Genomic DNA, 24,537 nt, shown 5'->3' on the forward strand with positions numbered 1-24,537 from the left:
ACAAGGTGGCGCGGATTCTGGCAGAATCGACTGGAGCCAAGATCTGACGGAGCAATCAGCAATGGACGTGCAGTCGTACATGAATGAGTTGGGGCGGGCGGCGCGGGCGGCTTCGCGTTTGCTGGCGCGGGCGGATACCAATGCCAAGAACGCGGCCTTGCTGGCCATTGCGGCGGGCATAGAGCGCGATGCGGCGATACTGCTGGCGGCCAATGCGGCCGATATGGCGGCGGCGCAGGCGGCGGGGCTGGAGCCGGCCTTGCTGGACAGGCTGGCGCTGACGCCCAAGGGCGTGGCCAGCATGGCCGAGGGCTTGCGGCAGATCGCCACCCTGCCAGACCCGGTGGGGGAGATGAGTGACTTTGCTTACCGCCCCAGCGGCATACAGGTGGGCAAGATGCGGGTGCCCCTGGGGGTGATAGGCATCATCTACGAGGCGCGGCCGAATGTGACGGCGGATGCGGCGGGACTGTGCCTGAAATCGGGCAATGCGGCGATTCTGCGCGGTGGCTCGGAGGCGGCCCGTTGCAACCAGGCGCTGGCGGCGCTGGTGCGCGAGGGTTTGCGCAGCGCGGGCCTGCCGGAGGCGGCGGTGCAGGTGGTGGAGACCACCGACCGTGCGGCCGTGGGCGCGCTGATTACCATGAGCGAGTATGTGGACGTGATCGTGCCGCGTGGTGGCAAGGGTTTGATCGAGCGGGTGAGCCGTGAGGCGCGAGTGCCGGTGATCAAGCATCTGGACGGTGTCTGCCATGTGTATATCGACGACGAGGCGGACCCGGACAAGGCGCTACGGATTGCCGACAATGCCAAGACCCATCGCTACGGCACCTGCAACACCATGGAGACCTTGCTGGTGAACGACAATGTGGCTGAGCTGGTGCTGCCGCCGCTGGCTGAGATCTACCGTGCCAAGGGGGTGGAGCTGCGGGGCTGTCCGCGCACCCGTAATGTGCTGCCGGATGTGCTGGCGGCGACCGAGGCCGATTGGTCTGCCGAATACCTGGCGCCGATACTTGCGATCAAGGTGGTGGAAGACCTGGATGCGGCGATTGCCCATATCAATGACTATGGCAGCCACCATACCGATGCCATCGTCACCGAGAATTACAGCAAGGCCAGGCGCTTTTTGCGCGAGGTGGATTCGGCCAGTGTGATGGTGAATGCCTCGACCCGCTTTGCCGATGGCTTTGAATATGGCTTGGGGGCCGAGATTGGTATCTCGACCGACAAGATACATGCCCGTGGCCCGGTGGGGCTGGATGGCTTGACCAGTCAGAAGTGGGTGGTGCTGGGTGACGGCCAGATTCGTGCGTGATTTGCTGGCGGCTCCTGCTGCCGTGCCCCATGCCGTGGCGCCCCTGGCGGGCCAGTTTGCTGGCCGCTGTGGCGAGATAGACTGGCGTGCGCTGCCGGCAGGCCTGCAGCGGCCAGCATGGTGGCGCCTGTTCCACCACAAGCGCTGGCAGTATATGGGCATTGCCTGCGGCGATTGTTTTATCGGGGCGGCGGTGGTGCATGTGGGCTGGACCAATGCGGCGTTTGCCTACCTGTTTGACCGGGCCAGTGGCAAGGTGCTGGCGGCAACATCACGCGATGGCTTGCCTGGGCTGACGGCCCGTGTGGCCGATGTGCCGGCTGCCGGGGCAGAGAGCCGGTTTGCCTGGCGGGGAACCCGTGTGCAGATGCTGGAACCGACGGCGGGCCAGTTTGTGCTGGAGGTGGATGGGCCGGATGGCTTCAGCGTGCGGGCCGGCCTGGATGGCCGGGCGGCGGCCCCCTGGCTGTTTGCCACCGGGCCGGTGGATGGCGGGGTGTGGCATGCCACCCATAAGTCGCCCGCCTTGCAGGTGCAGGGCGATGCGCGCGTGGGCGGGCGGGTGTATCGCCTGGATGGTGGGCACGCCAGCCTGGATCATTCCAACGGGCTGTTGCCGCGCAATACCAGCTGGCTGTGGGCGTCGGCGCATGGCGCCGAGGTGGGGTTCAACCTGCAGGCCGGTTATTTTGGCAACCACGAGAATGTGTTGTGGCTGCACGGGCAGTTGATTGCGCTGGGTGCGGCCGAATTCAGCTACGACCAGGCCAATACCCTGGCGCCCTGGCATGTGCGCACCGACGATGGCCTGCTTGACCTGCATTTCCACCCCGAGGGAGAGCGGCGCGAGGACAGGGATCTGATTGTGGCGGCCAGCCGCTATGTGCAGCCGGTGGGTACTTACCATGGTTGGGTGAAGGCATCGGCTCAGGCCGAGCCCTTCCAGGTGGCGGGGTTGTTGGGGGTGGCGGAGGATCACCAATCCCGCTGGTAGCGGACTTTGATGGGGCTCAAGGTAGCGTTGCCGGTGCTTGTGCTAGCCTGATTGGGCACGCTGGATGGCGCAGGTGCCAGGGGTATTGCAAGGCGCGCCGTGTGAGGGGCGCAGTATCGCCCCTGGGCCGGTTTTGGCCGTTTCTGGTCTAGCTTGTGCTGTTGCGCAAAGATTATATCTTTGCGAGTCATGTTGCCGCAGTGGCCTGTGGCGCACTATCGTTAGCGTAGCGCTATTTCAATTCAGGGTACGTGCCCTGTTATCGGTACCGGAGCCGCCATGCAGATATTCTCGTTCACCCAACGTGCCTTGCTGGCATTCATGGGCCTTGCCGTGCTGAACCTGGCCACCGCCTTGGTGGCGAGTATGGGTTGGGGCAGCGGTGCGGTCTGGGGTGTTGCGGTATTGGGCGCCATAGTCGCCGTTGTCGGCGGTGGCTGGTGGGCCAGCCGGGCCAGTCATGGCATAGAGAAGATACGCACGCAGCTCAAGCATATCGAGGATGGCAATTTCCGCTACCAGGTACACGTGGAGTCTACCGACGAGTTTGCCGATACGATCCAGTATGTGCAGACCCTGTCCAACCAGCTGCGCAGCCTGATTGCCGATGTGCTGGCGTCGTCCCACAAGATTTCGGAGCAATCGCACCACCTTGATGGCGCGGCGGAATTGCTGGCGACCCAGACCGGGCAGCAAAGCGATCAAGCCATGCAGGTGAGCGCCGCCACCGAGCAGATGAGCGTGTCGGTGACCGAGATCAGCCGGGCCACCCATGAGACGGCCGAGAGCGCCATGAAGGCCAAGACAGTGGTGCGCGAGGGCGAGGCCAATATGCAGGCCAGCCTGGCATCAACCAGCCGTATCGTAGAGGTGGTGGGCGAGGCCCGTTCTACCCTGGACGACCTGAACCAGGCGGTTTCCCGCATCGGCAGCATGACAGGCACCATCAAGGAGATTGCTGATCAGACCAATCTGCTGGCCTTGAATGCGGCGATTGAAGCAGCCCGTGCCGGTGAATCGGGCCGTGGCTTTGCGGTGGTGGCGGACGAGGTGCGCAAGCTGGCCGAGCGGACTTCGCAGTCCACACAGGACATCAGCAACAATGTGACCAATATCCAGATGGTGACCCAGGCGACCCTGATGACCATGGACGATGCGGTGGCCGAAGTAGCCAACGGGACGGCGTCGATCGAGGCCAGCAGCCAGAATCTGGCGGCGGTGGCGGCGGCATCCGAGCATACGGTGGAGATGACCGGGCGGATTGCCAATACCCTGCGGCAGCAGTCGTCGGCGGCGGAGGAAGTGGCCCGTACCATCGAGCGTATGGCCGGTACCATTGATGCCAATAACCGCGAGGCGCAGGACGTGGCCAGGTCGGCTGAGCAACTGGCGGCGACGGCCAAGTCGCTCAAGGCCATCGTGGCGAAGTTCGAGAAATCCATGTGAATCGATGGCGCGCCGGCATCGATTGCGGCGTGCCGAAACAAGTCCTGCCGAGAATTCAAACACTTAGCGTGACCTGTTCGAGATATGCGGGTACAATCCCGCGCTTGCCTATGCCGCCGCTCGCCTGGTCGGGCACCGCCTTCGTTGCGCTACTGGCAGTTTTTATTGCCGAGTGAGCCCGGACGCCGTGCCAGATTGCGCCGAGCGGCATTTGCTTTCTATGGCTTAGCAGCTATGAATGCGGAACGTCCCGCGGCTGCTGTGCTGCAAGACATTATTGGGAAGACACTGACTCCATGACTCAACACCTGACTATCGAGCAGATGCGTGACATCGCCGTAGCCGCCCTGGAAGACATCAAGGGCGAAGACATTCTGGTGCTCGACACCACCAAGCTGACCGCCATGTTCGAATGCATGATCGTGGCGTCGGGCAGCTCCAACCGCCAGGTCAAGGCGCTGGCCAACAGCGCCCGCGAGAAGCTCAAGGAAGCCGGTGCCGAGATACTCGGCATGGAAGGCGACGTGAGCGGCGAGTGGGTGCTGGTCGATGTCGGTCCGCTGATCGTGCACGTGATGCTGCCGGCCGTGCGTGACTACTACAATATCGAACAGCTGTGGGGCGGCCAGAAGCCGACCTTCAACCCCACGCGGCCTTGGGAAGCAGCCATTCAGGCACACGACGATCCTCAGGTCTGATAAGGCGCCGGCCACGGTGTGTGCCGTGGCTGTCGAGTACGCCGCATGAAGCTTTTCATTATCGCCGTTGGCCACAAGATGCCCGATTGGGTGGAAACGGCTTTCAAGGAATACACCAAGCGCATGCCGCGCGAGGCCAGTATCGAGCTGATCGAGCTCAAGCCGGGCCAGCGGGCCGGCTCCAGCGTGGAGCGGGCGATGGATACCGAGCGTGAACGCATACTGGCGGCCTTGCCACCTGGTTGCCGCAAGGTGATTCTGGACGAGCGTGGTGCGGCCTGGACGTCGATGAAGCTGGCCGAGAAGCTCAAGGGCTGGCAGCGTGAGGGCGGCGATGTGGCGTTTGTCATAGGCGGGGCTGATGGCCTGCATGCCGATGTCAAGCGACAGGCCGACGATCTGCTCCAGCTCTCCGCCCTGACCATGCCGCATGGCATGGTGCGGGTGCTGCTGGCCGAGCAGTTGTACCGCGCCGTGGCGATTAACCAGGGCCACCCTTACCACCGCGAGTAGCCGCGCTGCGTTTAGTCGCTGCCGGGTGGCCGCAGTCTGAGTCTTGACCATGACCAAACCCACGATATACCTGGCCTCGGCCAGCCCGCGCCGGCGTGAACTGCTGGGCCAGATAGGTGTGCCTATTGAGCTGGTGCGCTGCGAGATAGACGAGTCGCCGCTGCCGGGCGAGCAGGCACTGCCTTATGTCAGCCGTCTGGCCAGGGCCAAGGCCCAAGCAGGTGTGGCGACCTATCGCCGCGAGGGGCGTGAGCCACGGCTGCTGTTGGCTGCGGATACTACGGTGGCACTGGATGGCCTGATATTGGGCAAGCCGGAAAGCCCGGAAGACGCCGTGGCCATGTTGATGCGCTTGTCCGGCAGCTGCCATCAGGTGCTGACTGGTGTGGCGTTGACGGATGGCGAGCGGACGGAGACCGCGGTTTCCACCAGCCAGGTGCGCTTTCGCGATCTGGCTGAGGCGGAGATACGGGCCTATGTTGCCAGCGGTGAACCCATGGACAAGGCTGGCAGCTATGGTGCCCAGGGCCTGGGCGCCATCTTGATTGCCGATTTGCAGGGCAGCTTCAGCGGTGTGGTGGGTTTGCCGCTATGTGAGACGGCCGAGCTATTGCGCCGGTTCGATTACCCGCTGCTGTAATCGCTGCTGTAATCGCTGCTGTAATCGCTGCTGGAATCGCTGCTGGAATCGGCGGACGTCGGGCCGATGGTTGGCCGACGGTGGGTTGAATGAATAAAGGGGTGTGCCTGGGCACACCCCTTTGCTTGTTGCAAGCGGCAAGGGTCAGAACAGTAGGTCTTTCACCTCGTCATTGATGGTCTGGCTGGCGGGGGCGTTGCTGCCGCCCAGCCCCAGCTCGCTATTGGTTTCCAGGAACTCGGCGTAGAAATATTCCTCGCGTGGTCCGCGGCCGGTCTCTATCGTCTGGGTCACCACACCCTCGGGTATCGGATACTGGTAGTTGGGTACGCCCTTCAGTGCCTTGCCCATATAGTCGATCCAGATCGGCAGTGCGGCGTGGCCACCTGTTTCAGCGCCGCCCAGTGATTTGGGCTGGTCAAAGCCTATCCACACCACCGACACCAGTTTTTGCTGGTAGCCGGCAAACCAGGCATCGAAGGTGTCGTTGGTGGTGCCGGTCTTGCCGGCAAGGTCGGTACGGTTCAAGACATTGGCCTTGGCTGCGGTACCGAAGCGGGTCACGTCCTTCATCATGCTAGTCATGATAAAGGCGTTACGGGCATCCAGCGTGCGGGGGGCATTGATACCAGCGACTTCTGGGGCAGTGCGGGCGATGACCTGTCCCTGGCTGTTTTCAATACGGTCGATAAAGTAGGACCGCACCCGGTAGCCGCTGTTGGCGAACACGGCATAGCCCTCGGCCATCTGCAGCGCGGTGACGCTGCCGGCGCCCAAGGCCATGGTCAGGTAGGGCGGGTGGTTACGGCCCTCGAAGCCGAACTTGCTGATATAGCTCTGGGCATACTCGGGTGAAATGGCCTGCAGGATACGGATGGAAACCAGGTTCTTGGACTTGGTCAGGGCATCGCGCATGCTCATCGGGCCACTGTACTTGCCGTCAAAGTTCTTGGGCTCCCAGCGTTGGCCGCCGATGGATGATGGGTCTATTTCCAGGGGGCTGTCATTAATGATGCTGGCGGGTGTGAAGCCGCGCTCTATGCCGGCTGAATAAATGAACGGCTTGAAGCTGGAGCCGGGCTGGCGCCAGGCCTGGGTGACGTGGTTGAAGTGGTTCTTGTCAAAATCGAACCCGCCGACCAGGGCGCGGATGGCACCATCCTTTGGATCCAGCGAGATCATGGCGACTTCGGCCTCGGGCAACTGGACGATCTGCCAGTCATTGCCCTTGAGCTGCATGCGCACCACCGAGCCACGACGCAACTGCTGGGCTGGCTGCAACTTGGTATTGAGCGCACGGGCAGCAAATTGCAGGCCCTTGCCGCTGACATCGGCGATCTTGCCACCGCGCAGATACACCTTGACCAGATTGCGCTCGGCCGCGAGCACGATGCCGGGTGACAGGTCACCCAGCTGCTTCTGGGTGGAGAGGAAATCCTCCAGCTGCTCGGTGGGGGTGATCACGCCAGCGGGCAGCTCGATAAAACCTTCGGGGCCGCGGTAGCCGTGCCGACGGTCATAATCCAACAGGCCGCGCTTGGCGGCTTCGTGGGCTGCCGTCTGGTGTGCGGCAGACAGGGTGGTATAGACGCGATAGCCCTTGGTATAAATCGCATCCTTATATTTGTCGTGCATCGCTTGCCGAACCATCTCGGCAACATAACCGGCCTGTACCGGGAATGATTCGCTGATGCGGCGGACCGATAAGGGCTCTTTCACGGCCGCTTCGTATTGCACCTGATTGATAAAATTCAGTTCGCGCATTCTGCGCAGCACATAGCGCTGGCGTTGCTGGGCGCGCGGTGGGTTCACCACCGGGTTGTAGCTGGAGGGGGCCTTGGGCAGGCCGGCCAGCATGGCCATCTCGGCGATGCTTAATTGCTCCAGTGTCTTACCATAGTAAATATTAGCAGCCGAGGCAAAACCGTAGGCGCGCTGGCCCAGGTATATCTGGTTGAAATACAGCTCCAGTATCTGGTCTTTGCTCAGGCTATGCTCAATCTTGAATGAGAGCAGCGCCTCATTGAATTTGCGGGTAAATGTCTTTTCGCTGGACAGAAAGAAATTGCGCGCCACCTGCATGGTTATGGTACTCGCGCCCGACTGCGCGTGCCCGCTGACCAGATTGGAGAGTACGGCACGCCCTACGCCGATGTAATCAACACCGCCATGCTGATAAAAGCGCTCATCCTCGGCGGCCAGTATGGCCTGCTTCATCAACACAGGCACCTTGCCTATGGCCACGAATGCGCGGCGCTCCTCCCCGAACTCGCCTATCTGTACACCATCCTGGGTGTACACGCGCAGGGGAATCTTGGGTTGGTAGTCCGTAAGCACTGCCAGCGAGGGCAGCTTGGGGTATGTGACGGCGATGGCGATCGCCAGAACGCCTATCATGGTGATGAGAATGAGGCTCAATAGAGCGACGGTGAGTAGCAGCCAGCGTTTTTTCATTGCCAAGTACGATTTTTTGGGGTGCGGGATAAGTAGGATACGTCAGTTAGGGCACAGTTTAAGATAAATGCATAAATTGCCTTTACACCCTGATGGTGGGCTGCTACGATTTAAAGTGACTACTATATTTAAAAGTGCTGCCAAAGTGCTAATTCATAAAGGGAATTTAAGTTGAACCTCGATTTCCTAAAGCCCAAAGCCCCTCCACTGATCGGTGTTGATATCAGCACATCGGCGGTGAAGATGGTGGAGTTGTCGGAGACGGGCAAGCACCTTGCCGTTGAACGTTATGTCATTGAACCACTGCCGAAGGACGCGATTGCCGATGGCAATATCGCGAATCTAGAGGTGGTGGGTGAGGCCGTCAAGCGAGCCTGGCGCATGCTGGGTAGCCGCGTCCGTAATGTTGCGCTGGCGTTGCCGACGGCCGCTGTCATCACCAAGAAAATCACCGTTCCAGCCGGGCAAACCGAGGCTGAACTGGAGATGCAGGTCGAGACAGAGGCCAACCAATACATCCCCTTTGCGTTGGATGAGGTCAACCTCGACTTCCAGGTGCTGGGCCCTTCGCCTGCCACGCCGGATGAAGTGGAAGTCCTGATTGCCGCCTCCCGCAAGGAAAAGGTCGAAGACCGGGTTGCCGTGGTCGAAGCCGCCGGCTTGAAAGCCCTGGTGGTGGATGTGGAGTCGTTTGCCACACAAGCCGCCTATGAGTTGATCGAGCATCAGCTACCGCAGTCCGGCAAGGACCAAACCATCGCCATTGTTGATATTGGCGCTGCCATGATGCATATCAATATTGTTCGCGATGGTGTGCAGGTTTATGCCCGTGAGCAGGCATTTGGCGGTAACCAGTTGACCCAGGACATACAGCGGAAGTTCAGTCTGTCTGCTGAAGAAGCGGAAGCTGCCAAGCGTAATGGCGGCCTGCCGGATAACTACGAACCCGAAGTGTTGCAGCCTTTCATGGATTCGTTGGCCATGGAAATCTCCCGCGCCCTGCAGTTCTTCTTCACTTCCACCCAGTACAACAGCGTGGATCATATCCTGCTGGCGGGTGGGTGCAGTGTGATTGCCGGGCTGGATGAGGTTGTGGCCAGTCGAACCCAGGTCAGTACCATGATCGCCAACCCTTTCTTGAATATGACGCAGTCCAGCCGAATCAAGACCCGTCAGCTGCTCCTGGATGCTCCTTCCTTGCTCATTGCGTGTGGCTTGGCACTCAGGAGGTTTGACCAATGATACGTATCAACCTCTTACCGCACCGGGAGCAGAAGCGTAAGGCTCGGGTGCGGCGCTTTACTGCGTTGTCCGCGATGTCGGTGCTGGCTGGCGGGGCCGTCGTGGTGTTTGCCTATCTGTTTATCGGCGCTCAGATATCCAATCAGGAGGAGAGAAATACTTTCCTGACTGACAAGAATGCGGAGTTGGACAAGCAGATTGCCGAGATCGAAACGCTTAAGAAAGAGCGCCAGCAGTTGCTGGATAGGAAGAAGGTGGTGGAACGCCTTCAATCCAATCGCGGCGAAGCTGTACAGATGCTGGATCAGCTGGCGCGCCAGGTGCCCGAGGGAATCTTCCTCAAGGAGATCAAGCAGACCAATGACCAGCTCTTGCTGGTCGGTTATGCCCAGTCGAGTGCGCGGGTATCCACTTTGATGCGCAGCTTGGAAGACTCTTTCATCTTCGAGCAACCCAATCTGATCGAAATCAAGGCGAATACCGTAGGTGGACAGCGCGTCAATGAGTTCAGTCTGAACGTCAAGGTGACGCGAGAGAAGGACGAGGCCGATGAGAAGGGCAAGGCCAACAAGAAAGAGGCGCCAAAGCCATGAATCTAGATGAATTACGGCGGCTAGACCCCAAGGATATCGCGAATTGGCCAGCTGCCGTGCAGCTGGTCACGCTCGCCCTGTTTTCTGTAGTGGTGATCGTGCTGGGTTACTTCCTGCTGCTGGCTGGCGAACTGGAAATCCTGGATCAAGGTAGGGCCAAAGAAGCTGAGCTCAAGACGGCGTTCCTGGATAAGAAGGCCAAGGCGGTCAATCTGGAAGCCTATCGCCTCCAGCTGGCAGATATCCAGGAGTCTTTCGGTGCCTTGCTCAAGCAATTGCCCAGCAAGGCCGAGATGGAAACCCTGATTACTGAGATCAACCAGTCAGGGGTGGGGCGCGGCTTGCAGTTTGAGCTGTTCAAGCCCACCACGGCTGAGGTGAAAACCACGGAGTTTGCTGAGCGGCCGGTTAGCCTGAAGATCAATGGCAACTATCACGACCTTGCAGCGTTTGCAAGTGATATCGCCCAGTTGTCGCGCATCGTGACCTTGGGGGACGTCCAGATCACTGTGCCTACCACCAGCGTGGATGCCAAGACCGGTGCTGCAATGGGGGGGGTACTGTCCATGCAGGCCGTAGCCAAGACTTATCGAGCCCTTGATGCGGAGGAGGCTGTTGCAATGCGCAAGGCCGAGGCCGAGGCCAAGAAGAAAAAGCAGTGATTAGGGATTAAAGGATGATCGCGATGAAGAAGTCATCAACCCTGCTGCTCCTGCCCTTGCTATTGACAGCGTGTTCGGACAGCCGCTTTGAGGATTTGCAGGTGTGGATGGATGCAGAAAGTGCCAACTTACGGGGGCGGATTGAACCGCTGCCTGAGGTAAAGCCTTATCAGCCCTTTATTTATGCTGCATTCGATATTGTTGAGCCGTTCAGCCGCAACAAGATGGAAGTAGCGAAAAAGGGTGGTGGTGGTGGTCTGGCACCCAATTTGAATCGACCCAAGGAAACCTTGGAAGCCTACGATCTCGAGAAGTTACGGATGGTGGGTACGTTGCAGCGCGGCAAGGAGCTGAATGCCTTGATCCGCACGCCGGATGGCAATCTGTATCGGGTGAAGCTGGGTAGTTATATCGGCCAGAACTTTGGCATGGTGACTACCATTACCGAGACAGACCTGACACTGAAAGAGATTGTGGAAGACAGTGGCGGTGACTGGGTTGAGAGAACAAGCGTACTGGCGTTGGATGATACGGAGCAAAACAAATGATTAGGAAGCGGATGCAGGGATGGCTGGGTTGTATTGCGCTGGTCTTGTTGATGGGTGTTGCCCATGCTAACGAGCCCAATGCGATCAAGTCTATCGAAGTGCAGGCCGAGTCTGCCGATCACCAGGAAATCACGGTCGTTATGCAGAAAGCGCCGCAAGTACCGGCGAGTTTTGCTGTGAATACGCCGCCTCGTATCGCGTTTGACTTCAATAACACCGTCAACGATTCGGGCAAGTCGTCCGTGCCAGTGTCAAGTGGCAACCTCAAGTCCATCAGCATCGCCGAATCGGGCAGCCGTACCCGGCTGGTGTTGAGCCTGCTACGCGGTGCGACCTATGAGACACAGGTGGACGGCAACAAGCTGAAGATCAAGGTCAAGTCAACGGCGGCTGCGATGGCGGTCACCAATACCACGGCTCAGTTCTCCACTGCCCAAAACGCCAGCAAGGAGGCGATACGCAGTGTCGACTTTCGTCGCGGCACCAATGGCGATGGTCGTATCCTGATTGATCTGTCCAGCCCTTCCATTGGTATTGATATCAAGCAGCAGGGCAAGTCGCTGGTGCTGGAGTTTGCCAAGACCCAACTGCCTCGCCAGTTTGAGCGTCGCATGGATGTGATCGACTTTGGCACTGCTGTGCAGACCATCGATACCTATAGCCAGGGCGATACGGTCAAGATGGTGATCGAGCCGCGTGGTGTCTGGGAGTATTCGGCCTACCAGACCGAGAATCGCTTTACCGTTGAAGTGAAGAGCATAGACGAGCGTGCCAAGAAACTGGCAGAGCTGGATAAGCCGGTATTTAAGGGCGACAAACTGTCGCTGAATTTCCAAAACGTGGAAGTGCGTACCGTACTGCAGGTGATTGCCGAATTTACCGGTAAGAACATCATTACCAGCGATACCGTCAACGGCAACCTGACCCTGCGTCTGAAGGACGTGCCTTGGGATCAGGCACTGGAACTGATACTGCAGAGCAAGGGCCTGGACAAGCGTGAGAATGGCAATGTGCTGTGGGTGGCCCCACGCGACGAAATAGCCTTGCGCGAAACTCAGATTGCCGAAAGCAAGAAGAAGCTGGCCGAGGTTGAGCCCACCCGTACCGAATCCTTCCAGTTGAATTACCAGAAGGCCGAAGACGTGCGGGATATGCTGATGAACGAGAAGCAGCCCTTCCTGAGCAAGCAAGGTACGGCCATCGTCGAACCGCGTACCAACACCCTGATCGTGAACGACATCCCTGCCAAGCTGGACGATGTTCGCGCCCTGTTGCTGAAGACGGACACCGCTTCACGCCAGGTGATGATTGAGGCACGTATCGTGGTGGCGGATGACACCTTCAGCCGTGAGCTTGGTGTACGCCTGGGGCTGCGTGCAAACCGTACGCTGGATAGTGATACCCGCATCGGTGTCAGCAATACCTCCAATGCCGCCATTGATATCCTCAACAACGGGAAAACAATGGGTACGGAAGGTAGCCAGGGTTCTGTGGTGAACCTGCCATCGTCCGCCACGACCGGTGGCGCGCTGGGCGTGACCTTGCTAAATGCCGCTGCCGGCATGCTGGTCAGCCTGGAGCTGCAGGCGCTGGAAGCAGAGGGCAAGGGTCGCACAGTGTCCAGTCCCCGCGTGATTACTGCCGATCAGCAGAAGGCTACGATCTCGCAAGGCCGCAAGTACTACATCATCGTACCGGGTGGCTCGGGTGATAGCGCTGCGCCGCAGGAGAAGGAAGCGGCCCTGAAGCTGGAAGTGACCCCACGGATTACCCCGGACCGTCGCGTGTTCATGGAACTGAGGGTGAGTAATGATGTGCTGACCCAAGGTGGCCAGTTCCCTGTCGTGGAAACCAAGGTGGTGCAGACCAATGTGCTGGTCGGCAGTGGTGACACAGCCGTACTGGGTGGTGTGTACGAAATGCAGGAAAACGACGGCGAGAGCAAGGTGCCGCTGCTGGGTGATATTCCTTACCTGGGCAACCTGTTCAAGTCTAAGCTCAAGAGCACCAGCAAGAAGGAACTCCTGATCTTTGTGACCCCGCGCATCCTGGATGACTCCTTGACACTGCGCTGATCTCAGCTCGATACGCTACAATGCCCGGCATGAATTTGCCGGGCAATTTTTTTCTTGTAGGGTTGATGGGTGCAGGCAAGACGACCATAGGTCGCAGCCTTGCGCGCCTGTCCAATAAAACCTTCTATGACGCCGATCATGAGATAGAGGCGCGCACTGGTGTGCGGGTGCCCATCATCTTTGAAATCGAAGGCGAGGCGGGCTTTCGTGCGCGGGAGGTGGAAACCATACGTGCTCTCACGGCGCTCAACGATATCGTGCTGGCGACCGGTGGCGGCGCGGTGCTGAATCCGGCCAATCGCGAATGCCTGCGCAAGCATGGCTTTGTGATCTACCTAAGGGCCTCGGTAGAGGAGCTCTACCAGCGCACCCGCCAGGACAAGAACCGTCCGCTGCTGCAGACCGCCAATCCACGGGCCAAGCTGGAACAGCTGTATACCGAACGCGATCCTATCTACCGCGAACTGGCCGACCTGGTTGTCGATACCGGCCGGCAGGGCGTGCAGCAACTGGCTCAGTCCATACTTACCGAATTGTCCCAACGCCATGACATCCGTTCATCTTGATCTGGGCCACGCCAGCTATGACATCCTGATCGGCAGCAATCTGCTGGCAGACGTAAGCCCCATAGTACGGCTGCTGCCCTTGCCCAAGGTGGCAGTGGTGACCAACGTTACCGTGGCCAAGCTTTACCTGGCACCCTTGCAGGCCGCCCTGGAGGCACAGGGGGTGAGCGTCCTGCCTATCTGTCTGCCCGACGGTGAAGCCTACAAGACCTGGGAGACTTTGAACCAGATCATGGACCAGTTACTGGCCAGCCGTTGTGAACGGAAGACCACCTTGATTGCACTGGGCGGTGGCGTGATCGGCGACATGACCGGTTTTGCAGCCGCCATCTACCAGCGCGGCGTACCTTTCATCCAGGTGCCGACCACCTTGTTGGCCCAAGTGGATTCATCGGTGGGCGGCAAGACTGCCATCAACCATCCGCTGGGCAAGAACATGATAGGCGCGTTCTACCAACCCAGATTGGTGCTGGCAGACCTGGCTACTTTGCATAGTTTGCCCACCAGGGAATACGCCGCAGGTTTGGCAGAGGTGATCAAGTACGGCTTGATTGATGACCCTGAGTTCTTTGTCTGGCTGGAACAGAACATGGGTCGCTTGATGGCCCGTGATACTACGGCGCTGGCCTATGCCGTCGAGCGCTCCTGCCGTAACAAGGCCCGCATCGTGATAGCGGATGAGCGGGAAGAGGGCCAACGTGCCCTGCTGAACCTGGGTCATACCTTTGGCCATGCCATCGAGGCGGGCCTAGGCTATGGCACCTGGCTGCATGGTGAGGCGGTGGCAGTGGGTATGTTGCTGGCCGCCAGGGCATCGCACCTGCTGGGGCAATTGAGCGAGGCGGATGTGGCGCGCATCTCCCGTCTGCTACAGGCAGCCGGCTTGCCTGTGGAGGCGCCCACGCTGGGCTTTGAGCGCTGGCTGGACTTGATGGCGCAGGACAAGAAGGTGGAGGCCGGCCGTATACGTTTCGTGCTGTTGCGCGCCATGAGCCAGGCCTATGTGACACATCTCGATACGGCGCAACTGCGCCAGTTGCTGAGCTGATGTCGCCCTTGTTAAGCCGCTTCAACAGCGGTACCAAGCGCCTGCTGGACATACTGCTAGGCCTGCTGGCGTTGCTGCTGTGTGCCCCGGTGCTGCTGCTGCTGTATGGCCTGCTGTGCCTTCAAGGTGGGCGGCCGCTGTTTGGTCATGTCCGGGTGGGTCGCCATGGCCGGACTTTCCATTGCTACAAGTTCCGCACCATGTATGTGGATGCTGAACAGCGATTGGCGGAGCTGCTGGCCCGCGATCCGGAGGCGCGACGGCAATGGCAGCAGGATTTCAAGCTGAAACAGGATCCCCGTGTGACACCCTTGGGCGCCTTCCTGCGCAAGTCCAGCCTGGATGAGCTGCCACAGCTATGGAATGTGTTGCGAGGGCAGATGAGCCTGGTGGGGCCTCGGCCGGTCGTCAGCGAGGAGTTGCCGCGCTATGGTGAGGCCCTGGCCAGCTACCTGGCCGTCCGGCCTGGCATTACCGGGCTGTGGCAGGTAAGCGGCCGCAATGACACCAGCTATGCCCAGCGCGTGGCGCTGGATGCCCACTATGTACGTAACTGGAGCTTGTGGTTGGATATCTCCATCCTGCTGCGTACCTGCCTGGTGGTGCTGAATCGGCGCGGTGCATATTGAAAGCCGGATAGGGACGAAGGTTCTGGATGGGCCTTGGAGGGGACAGGCCTAAAGTCACCCTGACGCCAAACGCCAGCGCTGCCTGATACCGTAGGCTGTCCCCAGATCGCATCCGCATATTCACCCTTACCCTCGCTGCCGCGACGGCGGTCTACGCTGCGGGGAGGGGGGCTTGCTGCGGCGCGTCAGCAATTTGATTGCGCTTTCGCTTAGAGCGGTTACCAAAACCCAGCGTAGCGGTTCTGGCTAGGCGTGCGAGCGCAGGCGCGCGCCGCAGACAGTACGTGGGTACGGCAAGCTCGCGCAACAACGCCAGAAGGGTTCTATTAGCGGCTCTTGGCCACGACGCAAGTTCATGGCCCGATCTACGGCCGGCCGGGTGCCTGCCACCAGCGTGGGTGCATGCTGAGGCGCTGGCATAGCCAACGGGGTAGCTGGCGGGAGCGCTTGCCCAGTTGGTAGCCCAGCCACTTCATGCCGCTGGCCTTCAGGCTGCGCCACTGCCATATCCGGCCGTGCATGCGCATGCTGCGCCATTCCGACCTGACATAGCGCAAACCCTCCCCCGATACCTGGCCAAAGCTGTGCAGCAGCCAGGGTTCGCCCGCGTGCAGGGCGCCGGTATCAAAGTAGCGGCGGAACTCGGCTGTGGCTGGGTAGTTGTGCGAGTGGGCCACACAGGCGTCGGCCACGTAGGCGACGCGGAATCCTGCTTGCAGCAGCCTGGCGCAGGCCAGCATGTCCTCTGCCAGGAGGGTGCGCTGTGGGAAGCCGCCCAGTGCCATCAGGTCGCGGCGGCGCCAGGCTGAGAAGGAGTTGGAACAAAAAGCGGTCTTGATGCCCAGTTGTTGCCGATCAGCGTAGCTCACCACGTGGGAGCGGGCCGGATAATTGAACTGGCGGGCATGTGTCGCCAGCGGGGTGGCGTCATGGTGAGGCAGTTGCCGGCCATAGGCAGCGGCCACATCGGTCTGCTCGAATGCCGCCAGCAGCCTGGCCAGGGCGTCGGGCGAGGACAGCAGGGCATCCTGGGTCATGCAGACCACCACCTCGCAGTCGTGCAGCTGTTGCAGGCCCCACAACCGGGTGCCACCATGATCGAAGTCCGCGCGGGCGATGCTGCACACCTCCAGCCCGGCATCGCGGGCAAGCTCGGCGGTCTGGTCGCTGGAGCTGGAGTCGATGACCAGGGTGCGGTCTGGTTGTCGGGTCTGGCTGGCCAGGGCGGCCAGCCAATCGACCCAGCGGGGGCCTGCATCCAGCGTGGGAACCAGCAGGCCTAGCCGCATGGTGCTGCCATCAGCGGAACGGCCTGTCATCCGCCAGCAGGCTTAACAGGTACTGGCCGTAAGCATTTTTGGCCATGGGCTGGGCCAGCCGTTGCAGGGCCGCAGCGTCGATATAGCCCTGGCGGAAGGCGACCTCCTCCGGACTGGCGATCTTCTGGCCTTGGCGCTTTTCCAGGGTCTGGATGAACAGCGAGGCCTCCAGCATGGATTCATGGGTGCCGGTATCCAGCCAGGCATAGCCCCGGCCCATGATCTCCACGTTCAGCGCATTCCATTCCAGGTAGCGGGCGTTGACGTCGGTAATCTCCAGCTCGCCCCGTGCCGAGGGCTGGATGGATTTGGCAACTTCCACCACGCGATGGTCATAGAAATACAGGCCGGTCACCGCATAGCGCGATTTGGGCTGTTTGGGCTTTTCCTCCAGGCTGACGGCCTGGCCCTGTGCATTGAACTCCACAACGCCATAACGCTCCGGGTCGGTCACCGCATAGGCAAATACCGTGGCGCCCTCGCCGCGCTGGGCGGCATTGGTCAGCAGGGACTGGAAATCATGGCCGTAGAAGATGTTGTCGCCGAGCACCAGGGCAACGCTGTCGCCGGCGATGAACTCCTCGCCCAGGATAAAGGCCTGCGCCAGCCCATCAGGGCTGGGCTGCACCTTGTACTGCAGCCGTATGCCCCACTGCGAGCCATCGCCCAGTAACTGCTGGAAGCGCGGCGTATCCTGCGGGGTGGAGATCAGCAGTATGTCACGTATCCCCGCCAGCATCAGGGTGGTCAGGGGGTAATAGACCATGGGCTTGTCGTACACCGGCAGCAGTTGCTTGCTGACGGCCAGCGTGGCGGGGTAGAGGCGGGTGCCGGAGCCACCGGCCAGGATGATGCCCTTCATGCGGGTACGCTTTCTGTGGTCGCGGCACGATAGCTGCCATTGGCAATGCGGGCCAGCCAGTCAGGATGGGCCAGGTACCAGTCTATGGTCTTGCGTATGCCGGTCTCGAAGGTCTCGCTAGGGCGCCAGCCCAACTCGCGTTCCACCTTGCGGGCATCAATGGCATAGCGGCGATCATGGCCGGGGCGGTCGGTCACATAGCTGATCTGCTCTCGGTAGGAGCGGCCATCCTCGCGCGGTCGGGCCTGGTCCAGCAGGTCGCAGATCAGGTGGACGATCTCGATGTTGGGTTTCTCGTTCCAGCCGCCGATATTGTAGGTCTCGCCCAGGCGGCCGTGGCCCAGTACCTGACGTATGGCGGCGCAGTGGTCACCCACATAGAGCCAGTCACGCACATTCTGGCCGTCGCCATAGATGGGTAGGGCCTTGCCGGCCAGCGCGTGAGTGATCATCAACGGTATCAGCTTCTCTGGAAACTGATAGGGGCCGTAGTTGTTGGAGCAGTTGGTGGTTAGCACCGGCAGGCCATAGGTATGGTGCCAGGCCCGTACTAGGTGATCGGATGCCGCCTTGGAGGCAGAGTAGGGGCTGTTGGGCTGGTACTGGTGTGTTTCGGCGAAAGCAGGGTCTTGCCGCTCCAGCGAGCCGTAGACTTCGTCAGTGGAGACATGCAGAAAGCGGAATTCAGCCTGTGCCTCCGTCGCCAGGCCTTGCCAGTAGGCGCGCGTTGCCTCCAGCAGGCGGAATGTACCCAGTACATTGGTCTCGATGAAATCGGCCGGACCGTGTATGGAGCGATCTACATGGGATTCCGCCGCAAAATTGATGATGGCGCGCGGCTGATGCTGGCTCAGCAGCTGCGCCAGCAGGGCGCTGTCACCAATGTCACCCTGCACCAAGCGGTGGCGACCATCGTTGGCCAGGGCTTGCAAATTGTCGCGGTTGCCGGCGTAAGTCAGCTTGTCGAGGTTGATGACAGGCTCGTCGCACTGCTTGAGCCACTCCAGAACAAAGTTGGCGCCGATAAAACCCGCGCCGCCGGTAACAAGAATCAAGATGCACTCCGAATAGATAAGGCGGCAGTGCTGGGCGGGCCCGCCTACCCCGGCGGCCTGTTGTACGGGAGCAACGAATGGGCCGGCGGGTGTAGAGCAGGGCGGCTCAGTAGCCGTTCGGGTTTTGCGATTGCCAACGCCAGGCGTCGGCACACATTTCCAGTAGGTCGCGCTTGGCGCGCCAACCCAGTATATCGGCCGCCCTGCTGGGGTCGGCATAGTAGCTGGCCAGGTCGCCTTGGCGGCGTGCCACGAAGCGCGAAGGTATGCGTTGGCCGCAGGCCTGTTCGAAAGCACGTATGACTTCCAGCACGCTGTGGCCGCGGCCCATGCCCAGGTTCAGTGTCAGCAGGCCGCTTTCGCCGGCGGTGTGCTGCAGTGCCTTGACGTGGCCCTCGGCCATATCACACACATGCAGGTAGTCGCGTACGCCGGTGCCGTCGGGCGTGGGGTAGTCATGACCGAAGATGGACAGCTCGTCCTGACGGCCAACAGCAACCTGGCACAGGTGGGGCATCAGGTTGTTGACGGCGCCGCTCGGGTCCTCGCCTATCAGGCCGGATGGGTGGGCGCCCACCGGATTGAAATAGCGCAGTATGGCGATGCGCCAGCTGGGGTCGGCCTGCACCAAGTCGTGCAATATACCCTCCACCATGGCCTTGCTGCGGCCGTAGACGGTGTTGGGTGCCACCGGGGCTTCCTCGCGGTAAGGCACGCGGGCGGCCTCGCCGTAGACCGTCGCTGAGGAGCTGAATACCAGCCGGCGTACATTGTGCCGCGCCATGACGTCGAGCAGGGTCAGGCTGGCTTCAAGATTGTGCTGGTAGTACTTGAGAGGGAACTGCTGGGCTTCGGAGATGGATTTGACGCCGGCGCAATGCAACACACCCGCGAACGGGTGTTTGTCGAAAAGGCGCTGGAGCAAGCCCCGATCGCGTAGATCGCCCTCGTGCCAGACCATGGCGCGGCCGGCAATGGCGGCAACGCGATCCAGCACAGCCGGTTTGCTGTTGGAGAAATTATCGACGACGACGAGGTCGTAGCCTGCGGCTAGCAGCTCCACACAGGTATGACTGCCTATGTAGCCGGCTCCCCCGGTAACGAGTATTTGTTGTCGCATCTGCCAATGCTACCGTTATTGTGCGGCGCAACCAAGACCACGATTGCATTCAAAGGGCCAATATAATCCGTGTAAGCCTAACGGCAGCTGAATACTAGCTGCCGTTAGGCGTTTCAGCGAGGAGTATAGTCAGCGTGGTGCTTCTTGTTGTCGTGGAAGTGTCTTTTGGCGGGGATTGGGTGTCAGGAAGCGTGCCAGTTCAGACAGTGCCTGCTCGTAGACGCCGCGCTTGAACTCGATAACGGCCTCCAGCGGCGCCCAGTATTCATTCCAGCGCCAGGCATCAAACTCCGGATGGTGCGAAGCCCGCAGGCAGACATCGCACTCACGGCCGACCAGTCGCAGCAGAAACCAGATCTGTTTCTGGCCGCGATAGGTGCCGCGCCACTCCCGCCGCACCCAATGGGTGGGCACGTCATAGCGCAGCCAGTCCCGGGTGCGCCCCAGGATGCGGACATGTTCGGGCTTGAGCCCAGTTTCTTCCATCAGCTCACGAAACATGGCCTGTTCGGGCGTTTCGCCCGATTTGATGCCGCCCTGCGGGAACTGCCAGGAATGTTCGCGAACACGTTTGCCCCAAAAAACCTGGTTTTTGTCGTTGCAGATAATGATGCCAACGTTGGGGCGATAACCGTCTCGATCGAGCATGGATATCACCGTAGGAAATCGTTAAGTTGTCTTGATTTTTTCACATCGGCACGGTGATGGAAAGCAAAGGCTGATGCTGCTTTGCAGCAAGTTGGCGGGGGCTTGCTCCTGGCTGAAAAAACTCCTGCTATATCAATAGCCGACGGTCGTTGTGCACATTCATGCGACTCAGGTCGCTGGCGAACTCGGCGAACTCCAGCGGGTAGCGTTGCTCCAGTTCCAGCGCTTTCTCGGTCAGCGCCGACCAGGTTGGGCTATTGCAGCCCCGCTTGAAGCACAGCGCAGTGACATTGCCGCGCTGGCGGGCGGGCAGGCACAGCACCAGGCCATCAAAGGCGCGGCTGAGCCTGTCCACATAAGCATTGAAGCGTGAGTCTGAACCCCACAGATTGACCATCAGCACGCCCTCGGGCGTCAAGTGATCGCGGCAACGACCAAAAAAATCCTCGGTGGACAGCGGTTCGGCGATGCCGGTGGCGCCGTAGGCGTCCAGCATGATCACATCCACCGGATTGACCATGTTTTCGATATGGTCTGCACCGTCGCCGACGATGACCTGCAGCCGTTCATCGTCCGGCGGCAGGAAGAACATGGAGCGGGCGACGCTGACGATCTGGGGCAATAGCTCGACTACGACGATGCGGGTCTCGGGCAGGTGCTTGTAGGCGAACTTGGCGATGGAGCCCCCGCCCAGGCCCACCATCAGCATGTTGCGCGGTGGCTCGCGGAACAGCAGGAAGGAGAACATGCAGCGGCTGTAGCCCAGCACCAGCTCATAGGGGTCGCGCACCCGCATGGAACTCTGGATGGCCTCCGAGCCCAGGTGCAGCGAGCGTATGCCGTCCTTCTCGCTGACGTCGACCACGACCTCCTCGTGCGGTGACTTGTGCACACGCTTACCGAAGCGCCGCATCAATGACACCCTTCCAGCTTGTCGCGGCTATCCATGATGCTGATGCCGCGAAAACTGCCCTCGGGCGGCTGCGGTGGTAGTTCCAGTGCATCGAAGGCGGTATCGCCATCTTCGAAAGGGGTGTCCTGCGTCTTGAGTCCCTTGAAGTCGAAGCGCTTGGGGTCGGCCAAGTGCGAAGGCACGACATGCTGCAGGGAGCGGAACATGCTCTCCAGCCTGCCGGGGAAGCGCTTGTCCCAGTCGCGCAGCATATCGCCCACTACCACGCGCTGCAGATTGGTCTGCGAGCCGCACAGATTGCAGGGAATGATGGGGAAAGCGCGCAGCTCGGCGTAGCGTTCGATGTCCTTCTCGCGGCAGTAGGCCAGCGGGCGTATCACCATATGGCGGCCGTCGTCGCTCACCAGCTTGGGCGGCATGGCCTTCAGGCGGCCGCCGTGGAACATATTGAGGAACAGGGTTTCCAGTATGTCGTCGCGATGATGCCCCAGCGCGATCTTGGTGCAGCCCAGTTCGTCTGCAACCCGGTACAGGATGCCGCGCCGTAGGCGCGAGCACAGGCCGCAGGTGGTCTTGCCCTCGGGCACCACGCGCTTGACGATGGAGTAGGTATCTTCCTCGACGATCTTGTAAGGCACGCCCAGCTTGTCCAGATAGGCGGGCAACACGTGCTCGGGAAAACCGGGCTGTTTTTGATCCAGATTGACGGCAATCAGCTCGAAATCAATGGGAGCGCTCTTTTGCAGGCTCAGCAGGATATCCAGCATGGTGTAGCTGTCCTTGCCGCCAGACAGGCAGACCATGATGCGGTCGCCGGCTTCTATCATGCCGAAGTCGTCGATGGCGTCACCCACGGCATGGCGCAGGCGCTTGGCCAGCTTGTCGAAGTTGTATTTGGCTTTTTGCTCGGCGTCGGTCAGTGCCGGCTTCTGTACTACGGCGTCCATATTGGCCACCCTGAAATGCGAAAGGGCGTGATTTTACAGGGTTTTTTGCCTTGGCGTCGTCTGCTTGCACGAAAATCAGCATGGCCGCCCACCCTGGCAAATCAGAGGTATACGCTGCGGCCGCCGTCAACGTTGATGATCTGGCCGGTGATATAGGGGGCATCCTCGATCAGGAACTGGATGGTGCGGGCCAGATCGTCCGGTTCTCCCACGCGCTTGAGCGGTATGCTGCCGACGATGCGCTGCCGATGCAGCTCATCAAACACAGAGTCCGCGTCGGGCCAGACATTGGCGCCAGGTGCCACTGCATTGACCCTGACTTCGGGCGCCAGATCGCGCGCCAGCGCCCGTGTCATGGCGGCAAGGCCGGCCTTGCCTATGGTGTAGACCACATGGTCTCGCATGGGCCGCTCGATATGGATGTCGGCGATGCTGACGATGCAGCCATGGGTTTTCTTCAGCTCGGGCGCGGCGGCCTGCGCCAGGAACAAGGGGGCTTTGACGTTGCTGCCTATCAGGTCGGCCCAGTTGTCTTCGTTGATGTCGCCCACGCGGGTGGGGAAGAAGCTGGAGGCATTGTTGACCAGGGCATCCAGCCTGCCGAATTGCTGCAGGGTCTGCTGTACCAGGGTGGGCAGGCCGGCGATATTGAGCAGATCGGCCTGGGCCAGCGCGACGCTGCCGCTGCGCTGCAGGTTGAGTGCGGCGGCCAGTGCGCGCGCCTCAGTGCTGGAGCTGCGGTAATGCAGCATGATGTTCCAGCCGGCGCCATGCAGCCGCCGTACGATGCTGGCGCCTACCCGCTTGGCGCCACCGGTTACCAATGCCACTTTGCCCTGCATGATGCACCCTCGTTAAACTGCGTGTTCTCTGATGGCATCGAATCTAGCACATGACCTCCCTTCCCGCGCCCAGCGCTGCGCAACAGGCCGCCAGCCAGGCCCTGCTGCAGCTGATACAGCATGAACTGACCCAGGCTGGCGGCTGGCTGCCTTTTGCCGACTATATGCGGCTGGCCCTGTACGCCCCTGGCCTGGGTTACTACAGCGGCGGTAGCCGCAAGTTCGGCGCAGCCGGGGACTTCATCACGGCCCCGGAGTTGTCGCCGCTATTTGCCCAGTGCCTGGCCCGGCCCGTGGCCCAGGCGCTGCAGCAGTGCGGCGGCGATGTGCTGGAGGTGGGGGCGGGCTCGGGCAGGCTGGCGCTGGATATGCTGCGGGCGCTGGCTGCGCTGGGGCAGTTGCCGGCGCGCTATCTGATACTGGAATTATCGGCCGAACTGGCGCAACGCCAGCGCGAGACGCTGGCCGCCGAGCCCGCCTTGCTCGCGCGGGTGAGCTGGCTGACTGCGCTGCCGCAGGCGTTTGTCGGCGCCATCGTCGGCAACGAGGTGCTCGATGCCATGCCATGCCGGCTGGTCTGCTGGCAGGGTGGTGCGTGGTGGGAGCGCGGTGTGTGCTGGCGCGAAGGATTGGCCTGGGAGGATAGGCCGCTGGCCGATGCCACCGTGGTGGCGCATATCGCGACCGCTGATCTGCCGGACGGCTATCTGACCGAGATACAGCCTGAGGCCTGTGGCTTTGTGGCCAGTCTGGCAGAGGCGACAAGGCAGGGTGTCTTGATCTTGCCGGACTATGGCTTTGTGGCCAGCGAATACTACCACCCGCAACGGCACAAGGGCACTCTGATGTGTCACTACCGTCACCATAGCCACGACGACCCGTTCCATCTGCCGGGCCTGGAAGACATCACCACGCATGTGGATTTCTCGGCCATCTGGCGCGCTGGCGATGCGGCGGGCTGGCAGCTGGAGGGCTATACGGCCCAGGGTTCCTTCCTGTTGGATGCCGGCCTGCTGGAATGCATGGCCGGGATGGACAGTCAGAGCCAGGACTACTTCAGGGCGGCGGCAGCGGCGCAGAAGTTGGTGGGGCCGGCCGAAATGGGCGAGCTGTTCAAGGTCATCGCCTTCTCGCGCAACTTGGCGCTGCCGGGCTTGCTGGCAGGCTTTGGTAGGGATGATCGTTCGGGCGGCTTATAGCCGTCTGAAAAGATTTGCGCGTGGCGCTTGACGAATAGCAGGGCGCTGCGGATAATCACGCCCTCTTCGTTGGCTATGTAGCTCAGCTGGTTAGAGCACAGCACTCATAATGCTGGGGTCACTGGTTCAAGTCCAGTCATAGCCACCAGGTTTTTAAAGCCCGTTGCCGTAAGGCAGCGGGCTTTTGCCTTATGCGCGCGCCGTGG

General features: G+C 60.8%; 24 protein-coding genes and 1 tRNA gene. 16 read left to right on the top strand and 9 right to left on the bottom strand.

Annotation, left to right across the window (positions count from 1 at the left end):
• Positions 1-61: 61 nt before the first annotated feature.
• From QQK16_RS13185 to QQK16_RS13210, 6 genes are all read left to right on the top strand, one after another.
• Complete coding sequence (locus QQK16_RS13185; protein ID WP_284196948.1) at positions 62-1,318, top strand: glutamate-5-semialdehyde dehydrogenase; 1,257 nt, start codon at positions 62-64, stop codon at positions 1,316-1,318.
• Positions 1,296-2,312 carry a DUF2804 domain-containing protein gene (locus tag QQK16_RS13190; protein ID WP_284196949.1) on the top strand — a complete coding sequence of 339 codons (1,017 nt, stop codon included), beginning with the start codon at positions 1,296-1,298 and terminating at the stop codon, positions 2,310-2,312. The genes QQK16_RS13185 and QQK16_RS13190 overlap by 23 nt, the downstream gene beginning before the upstream one ends.
• A 279-nt stretch (positions 2,313-2,591) precedes the next feature.
• The gene (locus QQK16_RS13195; protein WP_284196950.1) at positions 2,592-3,758 is read left to right on the top strand and encodes a methyl-accepting chemotaxis protein; all 1,167 of its coding nucleotides are present in this window, start codon (positions 2,592-2,594) and stop codon (positions 3,756-3,758) included.
• 296 nt (positions 3,759-4,054) lie between these two features.
• Positions 4,055-4,456, top strand: a complete 402-nt coding sequence (gene rsfS, locus QQK16_RS13200; protein WP_284196951.1) for a ribosome silencing factor — start codon at positions 4,055-4,057, stop codon at positions 4,454-4,456.
• 45 nt (positions 4,457-4,501) lie between these two features.
• Positions 4,502-4,969 (top strand): 23S rRNA (pseudouridine(1915)-N(3))-methyltransferase RlmH, encoded by a 468-nt coding sequence (rlmH, locus tag QQK16_RS13205; RefSeq protein WP_284196952.1) that lies wholly within the window; start codon positions 4,502-4,504, stop codon positions 4,967-4,969.
• A 49-nt stretch (positions 4,970-5,018) separates the two neighbouring features.
• The gene (locus QQK16_RS13210) at positions 5,019-5,609 is read left to right on the top strand and encodes a Maf family protein (RefSeq protein ID WP_284196953.1); all 591 of its coding nucleotides are present in this window, start codon (positions 5,019-5,021) and stop codon (positions 5,607-5,609) included.
• A gap of 144 nt (positions 5,610-5,753) precedes the next feature.
• On the opposite strand, the gene QQK16_RS13215 is transcribed toward QQK16_RS13210, so the two are convergent.
• Positions 5,754-8,063 carry a penicillin-binding protein 1A gene (locus QQK16_RS13215; RefSeq protein WP_284196954.1) on the bottom strand — a complete coding sequence of 770 codons (2,310 nt, stop codon included), beginning with the start codon at positions 8,061-8,063 and terminating at the stop codon, positions 5,754-5,756.
• A 171-nt stretch (positions 8,064-8,234) separates the two neighbouring features.
• Between QQK16_RS13215 and QQK16_RS13220 the strand changes: the two genes are divergently transcribed.
• Genes QQK16_RS13220 through QQK16_RS13250 form a run of 8 tightly spaced genes read left to right on the top strand, consistent with a single transcriptional unit; the run spans position 8,235 to position 15,426 of the window.
• Complete coding sequence (locus tag QQK16_RS13220; RefSeq protein ID WP_284196955.1) at positions 8,235-9,305, top strand: pilus assembly protein PilM; 1,071 nt, start codon at positions 8,235-8,237, stop codon at positions 9,303-9,305.
• A complete protein-coding gene (locus tag QQK16_RS13225) occupies positions 9,302-9,898 on the top strand; it encodes a PilN domain-containing protein (RefSeq protein WP_284196956.1) in 597 nt (198 codons plus the stop codon). The genes QQK16_RS13220 and QQK16_RS13225 overlap by 4 nt, the downstream gene beginning before the upstream one ends.
• Positions 9,895-10,560 (top strand): type 4a pilus biogenesis protein PilO, encoded by a 666-nt coding sequence (locus QQK16_RS13230; RefSeq protein WP_284196957.1) that lies wholly within the window; start codon positions 9,895-9,897, stop codon positions 10,558-10,560. The genes QQK16_RS13225 and QQK16_RS13230 overlap by 4 nt, the downstream gene beginning before the upstream one ends.
• A gap of 23 nt (positions 10,561-10,583) precedes the next feature.
• Positions 10,584-11,108 carry a pilus assembly protein PilP gene (locus QQK16_RS13235; RefSeq protein ID WP_284196958.1) on the top strand — a complete coding sequence of 175 codons (525 nt, stop codon included), beginning with the start codon at positions 10,584-10,586 and terminating at the stop codon, positions 11,106-11,108.
• Positions 11,105-13,183, top strand: coding sequence for a type IV pilus secretin PilQ (gene pilQ / locus QQK16_RS13240; protein WP_284196959.1), 2,079 nt, complete (start codon positions 11,105-11,107; stop codon positions 13,181-13,183). The genes QQK16_RS13235 and pilQ overlap by 4 nt, the downstream gene beginning before the upstream one ends.
• Before the next feature lie 20 nt (positions 13,184-13,203).
• Positions 13,204-13,749, top strand: coding sequence for a shikimate kinase (locus QQK16_RS21230; RefSeq protein WP_368860140.1), 546 nt, complete (start codon positions 13,204-13,206; stop codon positions 13,747-13,749).
• The gene (aroB, locus tag QQK16_RS13245; protein ID WP_308447031.1) at positions 13,730-14,797 is read left to right on the top strand and encodes a 3-dehydroquinate synthase; all 1,068 of its coding nucleotides are present in this window, start codon (positions 13,730-13,732) and stop codon (positions 14,795-14,797) included. Before QQK16_RS21230 ends, aroB begins: the two co-directional genes overlap by 20 nt.
• Positions 14,797-15,426 (top strand): sugar transferase, encoded by a 630-nt coding sequence (locus QQK16_RS13250; protein ID WP_284196960.1) that lies wholly within the window; start codon positions 14,797-14,799, stop codon positions 15,424-15,426. The genes aroB and QQK16_RS13250 overlap by 1 nt, the downstream gene beginning before the upstream one ends.
• Positions 15,427-15,791: 365 nt before the next feature.
• Here the strand turns inward: QQK16_RS13250 and QQK16_RS13255 are convergent, their stop codons facing one another.
• From QQK16_RS13255 to QQK16_RS13290, 8 genes are all read right to left on the bottom strand, one after another.
• Positions 15,792-16,745, bottom strand: coding sequence for a glycosyltransferase family 2 protein (locus tag QQK16_RS13255; protein WP_284196961.1), 954 nt, complete (start codon positions 16,743-16,745; stop codon positions 15,792-15,794).
• Positions 16,726-17,607: a glucose-1-phosphate thymidylyltransferase RfbA gene (gene rfbA, locus QQK16_RS13260; protein WP_284196962.1), complete on the bottom strand. Its 882-nt coding sequence runs from the start codon at positions 17,605-17,607 to the stop codon at positions 16,726-16,728. The genes QQK16_RS13255 and rfbA overlap by 20 nt, the downstream gene beginning before the upstream one ends.
• Positions 17,604-18,665, bottom strand: coding sequence for a dTDP-glucose 4,6-dehydratase (rfbB, locus tag QQK16_RS13265; RefSeq protein ID WP_439954236.1), 1,062 nt, complete (start codon positions 18,663-18,665; stop codon positions 17,604-17,606). The genes rfbA and rfbB overlap by 4 nt, the downstream gene beginning before the upstream one ends.
• Before the next feature lie 103 nt (positions 18,666-18,768).
• Positions 18,769-19,782 carry a UDP-glucose 4-epimerase GalE gene (galE, locus tag QQK16_RS13270; RefSeq protein ID WP_284196964.1) on the bottom strand — a complete coding sequence of 338 codons (1,014 nt, stop codon included), beginning with the start codon at positions 19,780-19,782 and terminating at the stop codon, positions 18,769-18,771.
• A 129-nt stretch (positions 19,783-19,911) separates the two neighbouring features.
• Positions 19,912-20,430, bottom strand: a complete 519-nt coding sequence (locus QQK16_RS13275) for an RNA pyrophosphohydrolase (protein ID WP_284196965.1) — start codon at positions 20,428-20,430, stop codon at positions 19,912-19,914.
• Between the two features lie 127 nt (positions 20,431-20,557).
• Positions 20,558-21,343, bottom strand: a complete 786-nt coding sequence (locus QQK16_RS13280) for a polyamine aminopropyltransferase (RefSeq protein WP_284196966.1) — start codon at positions 21,341-21,343, stop codon at positions 20,558-20,560.
• Positions 21,343-22,290, bottom strand: coding sequence for a tRNA 2-thiocytidine(32) synthetase TtcA (ttcA, locus tag QQK16_RS13285; RefSeq protein WP_284196967.1), 948 nt, complete (start codon positions 22,288-22,290; stop codon positions 21,343-21,345). Before ttcA ends, QQK16_RS13280 begins: the two co-directional genes overlap by 1 nt.
• 101 nt (positions 22,291-22,391) lie before the next feature.
• A complete protein-coding gene (locus QQK16_RS13290; RefSeq protein WP_284196968.1) occupies positions 22,392-23,132 on the bottom strand; it encodes a pteridine reductase in 741 nt (246 codons plus the stop codon).
• 50 nt (positions 23,133-23,182) lie between these two features.
• Here QQK16_RS13290 and QQK16_RS13295 point away from each other — a divergent pair, with 50 nt between their 5' ends.
• Both QQK16_RS13295 and QQK16_RS13300 read left to right on the top strand, forming a co-directional pair.
• Positions 23,183-24,331: a class I SAM-dependent methyltransferase gene (locus QQK16_RS13295; protein WP_284196969.1), complete on the top strand. Its 1,149-nt coding sequence runs from the start codon at positions 23,183-23,185 to the stop codon at positions 24,329-24,331.
• A gap of 71 nt (positions 24,332-24,402) precedes the next feature.
• Positions 24,403-24,479, top strand: a tRNA-Met gene (locus QQK16_RS13300).
• Positions 24,480-24,537: the final 58 nt, after the last annotated feature.

Source organism: Chitinimonas prasina (assembly GCF_030160395.1).
Lineage (GTDB): Bacteria > Pseudomonadota > Gammaproteobacteria > Burkholderiales > Chitinimonadaceae > Chitinimonas > Chitinimonas prasina.

Bases quoted from the DNA above. Each gene is read 5' to 3' on its own strand.
- pilQ (WP_284196959.1), top strand. From the start codon at position 11,105: ATGATTAGGAAGCGGATGCAGGGATGGCTGGGTTGTATTGCGCTGGTC.
- QQK16_RS13235 (WP_284196958.1), top strand. From the start codon at position 10,584: ATGAAGAAGTCATCAACCCTGCTGCTCCTGCCCTTGCTATTGACAGCG.
- galE (WP_284196964.1), bottom strand. From the start codon at position 19,782: ATGCGACAACAAATACTCGTTACCGGGGGAGCCGGCTACATAGGCAGT.
- QQK16_RS13275 (WP_284196965.1), bottom strand. From the start codon at position 20,430: ATGCTCGATCGAGACGGTTATCGCCCCAACGTTGGCATCATTATCTGC.
- aroB (WP_308447031.1), top strand. From the start codon at position 13,730: ATGACATCCGTTCATCTTGATCTGGGCCACGCCAGCTATGACATCCTG.
- QQK16_RS13225 (WP_284196956.1), top strand. From the start codon at position 9,302: ATGATACGTATCAACCTCTTACCGCACCGGGAGCAGAAGCGTAAGGCT.
- QQK16_RS13295 (WP_284196969.1), top strand. From the start codon at position 23,183: ATGACCTCCCTTCCCGCGCCCAGCGCTGCGCAACAGGCCGCCAGCCAG.
- QQK16_RS13255 (WP_284196961.1), bottom strand. From the start codon at position 16,745: ATGACAGGCCGTTCCGCTGATGGCAGCACCATGCGGCTAGGCCTGCTG.
- rfbA (WP_284196962.1), bottom strand. From the start codon at position 17,607: ATGAAGGGCATCATCCTGGCCGGTGGCTCCGGCACCCGCCTCTACCCC.
- QQK16_RS13230 (WP_284196957.1), top strand. From the start codon at position 9,895: ATGAATCTAGATGAATTACGGCGGCTAGACCCCAAGGATATCGCGAAT.
- QQK16_RS13210 (WP_284196953.1), top strand. From the start codon at position 5,019: ATGACCAAACCCACGATATACCTGGCCTCGGCCAGCCCGCGCCGGCGT.
- QQK16_RS13290 (WP_284196968.1), bottom strand. From the start codon at position 23,132: ATGCAGGGCAAAGTGGCATTGGTAACCGGTGGCGCCAAGCGGGTAGGC.
- rsfS (WP_284196951.1), top strand. From the start codon at position 4,055: ATGACTCAACACCTGACTATCGAGCAGATGCGTGACATCGCCGTAGCC.
- QQK16_RS13195 (WP_284196950.1), top strand. From the start codon at position 2,592: ATGCAGATATTCTCGTTCACCCAACGTGCCTTGCTGGCATTCATGGGC.
- QQK16_RS13215 (WP_284196954.1), bottom strand. From the start codon at position 8,063: ATGAAAAAACGCTGGCTGCTACTCACCGTCGCTCTATTGAGCCTCATT.
- ttcA (WP_284196967.1), bottom strand. From the start codon at position 22,290: ATGGACGCCGTAGTACAGAAGCCGGCACTGACCGACGCCGAGCAAAAA.
- QQK16_RS13250 (WP_284196960.1), top strand. From the start codon at position 14,797: ATGTCGCCCTTGTTAAGCCGCTTCAACAGCGGTACCAAGCGCCTGCTG.
- QQK16_RS13280 (WP_284196966.1), bottom strand. From the start codon at position 21,343: ATGCGGCGCTTCGGTAAGCGTGTGCACAAGTCACCGCACGAGGAGGTC.
- rlmH (WP_284196952.1), top strand. From the start codon at position 4,502: ATGAAGCTTTTCATTATCGCCGTTGGCCACAAGATGCCCGATTGGGTG.
- QQK16_RS13185 (WP_284196948.1), top strand. From the start codon at position 62: ATGGACGTGCAGTCGTACATGAATGAGTTGGGGCGGGCGGCGCGGGCG.
- QQK16_RS21230 (WP_368860140.1), top strand. From the start codon at position 13,204: ATGCCCGGCATGAATTTGCCGGGCAATTTTTTTCTTGTAGGGTTGATG.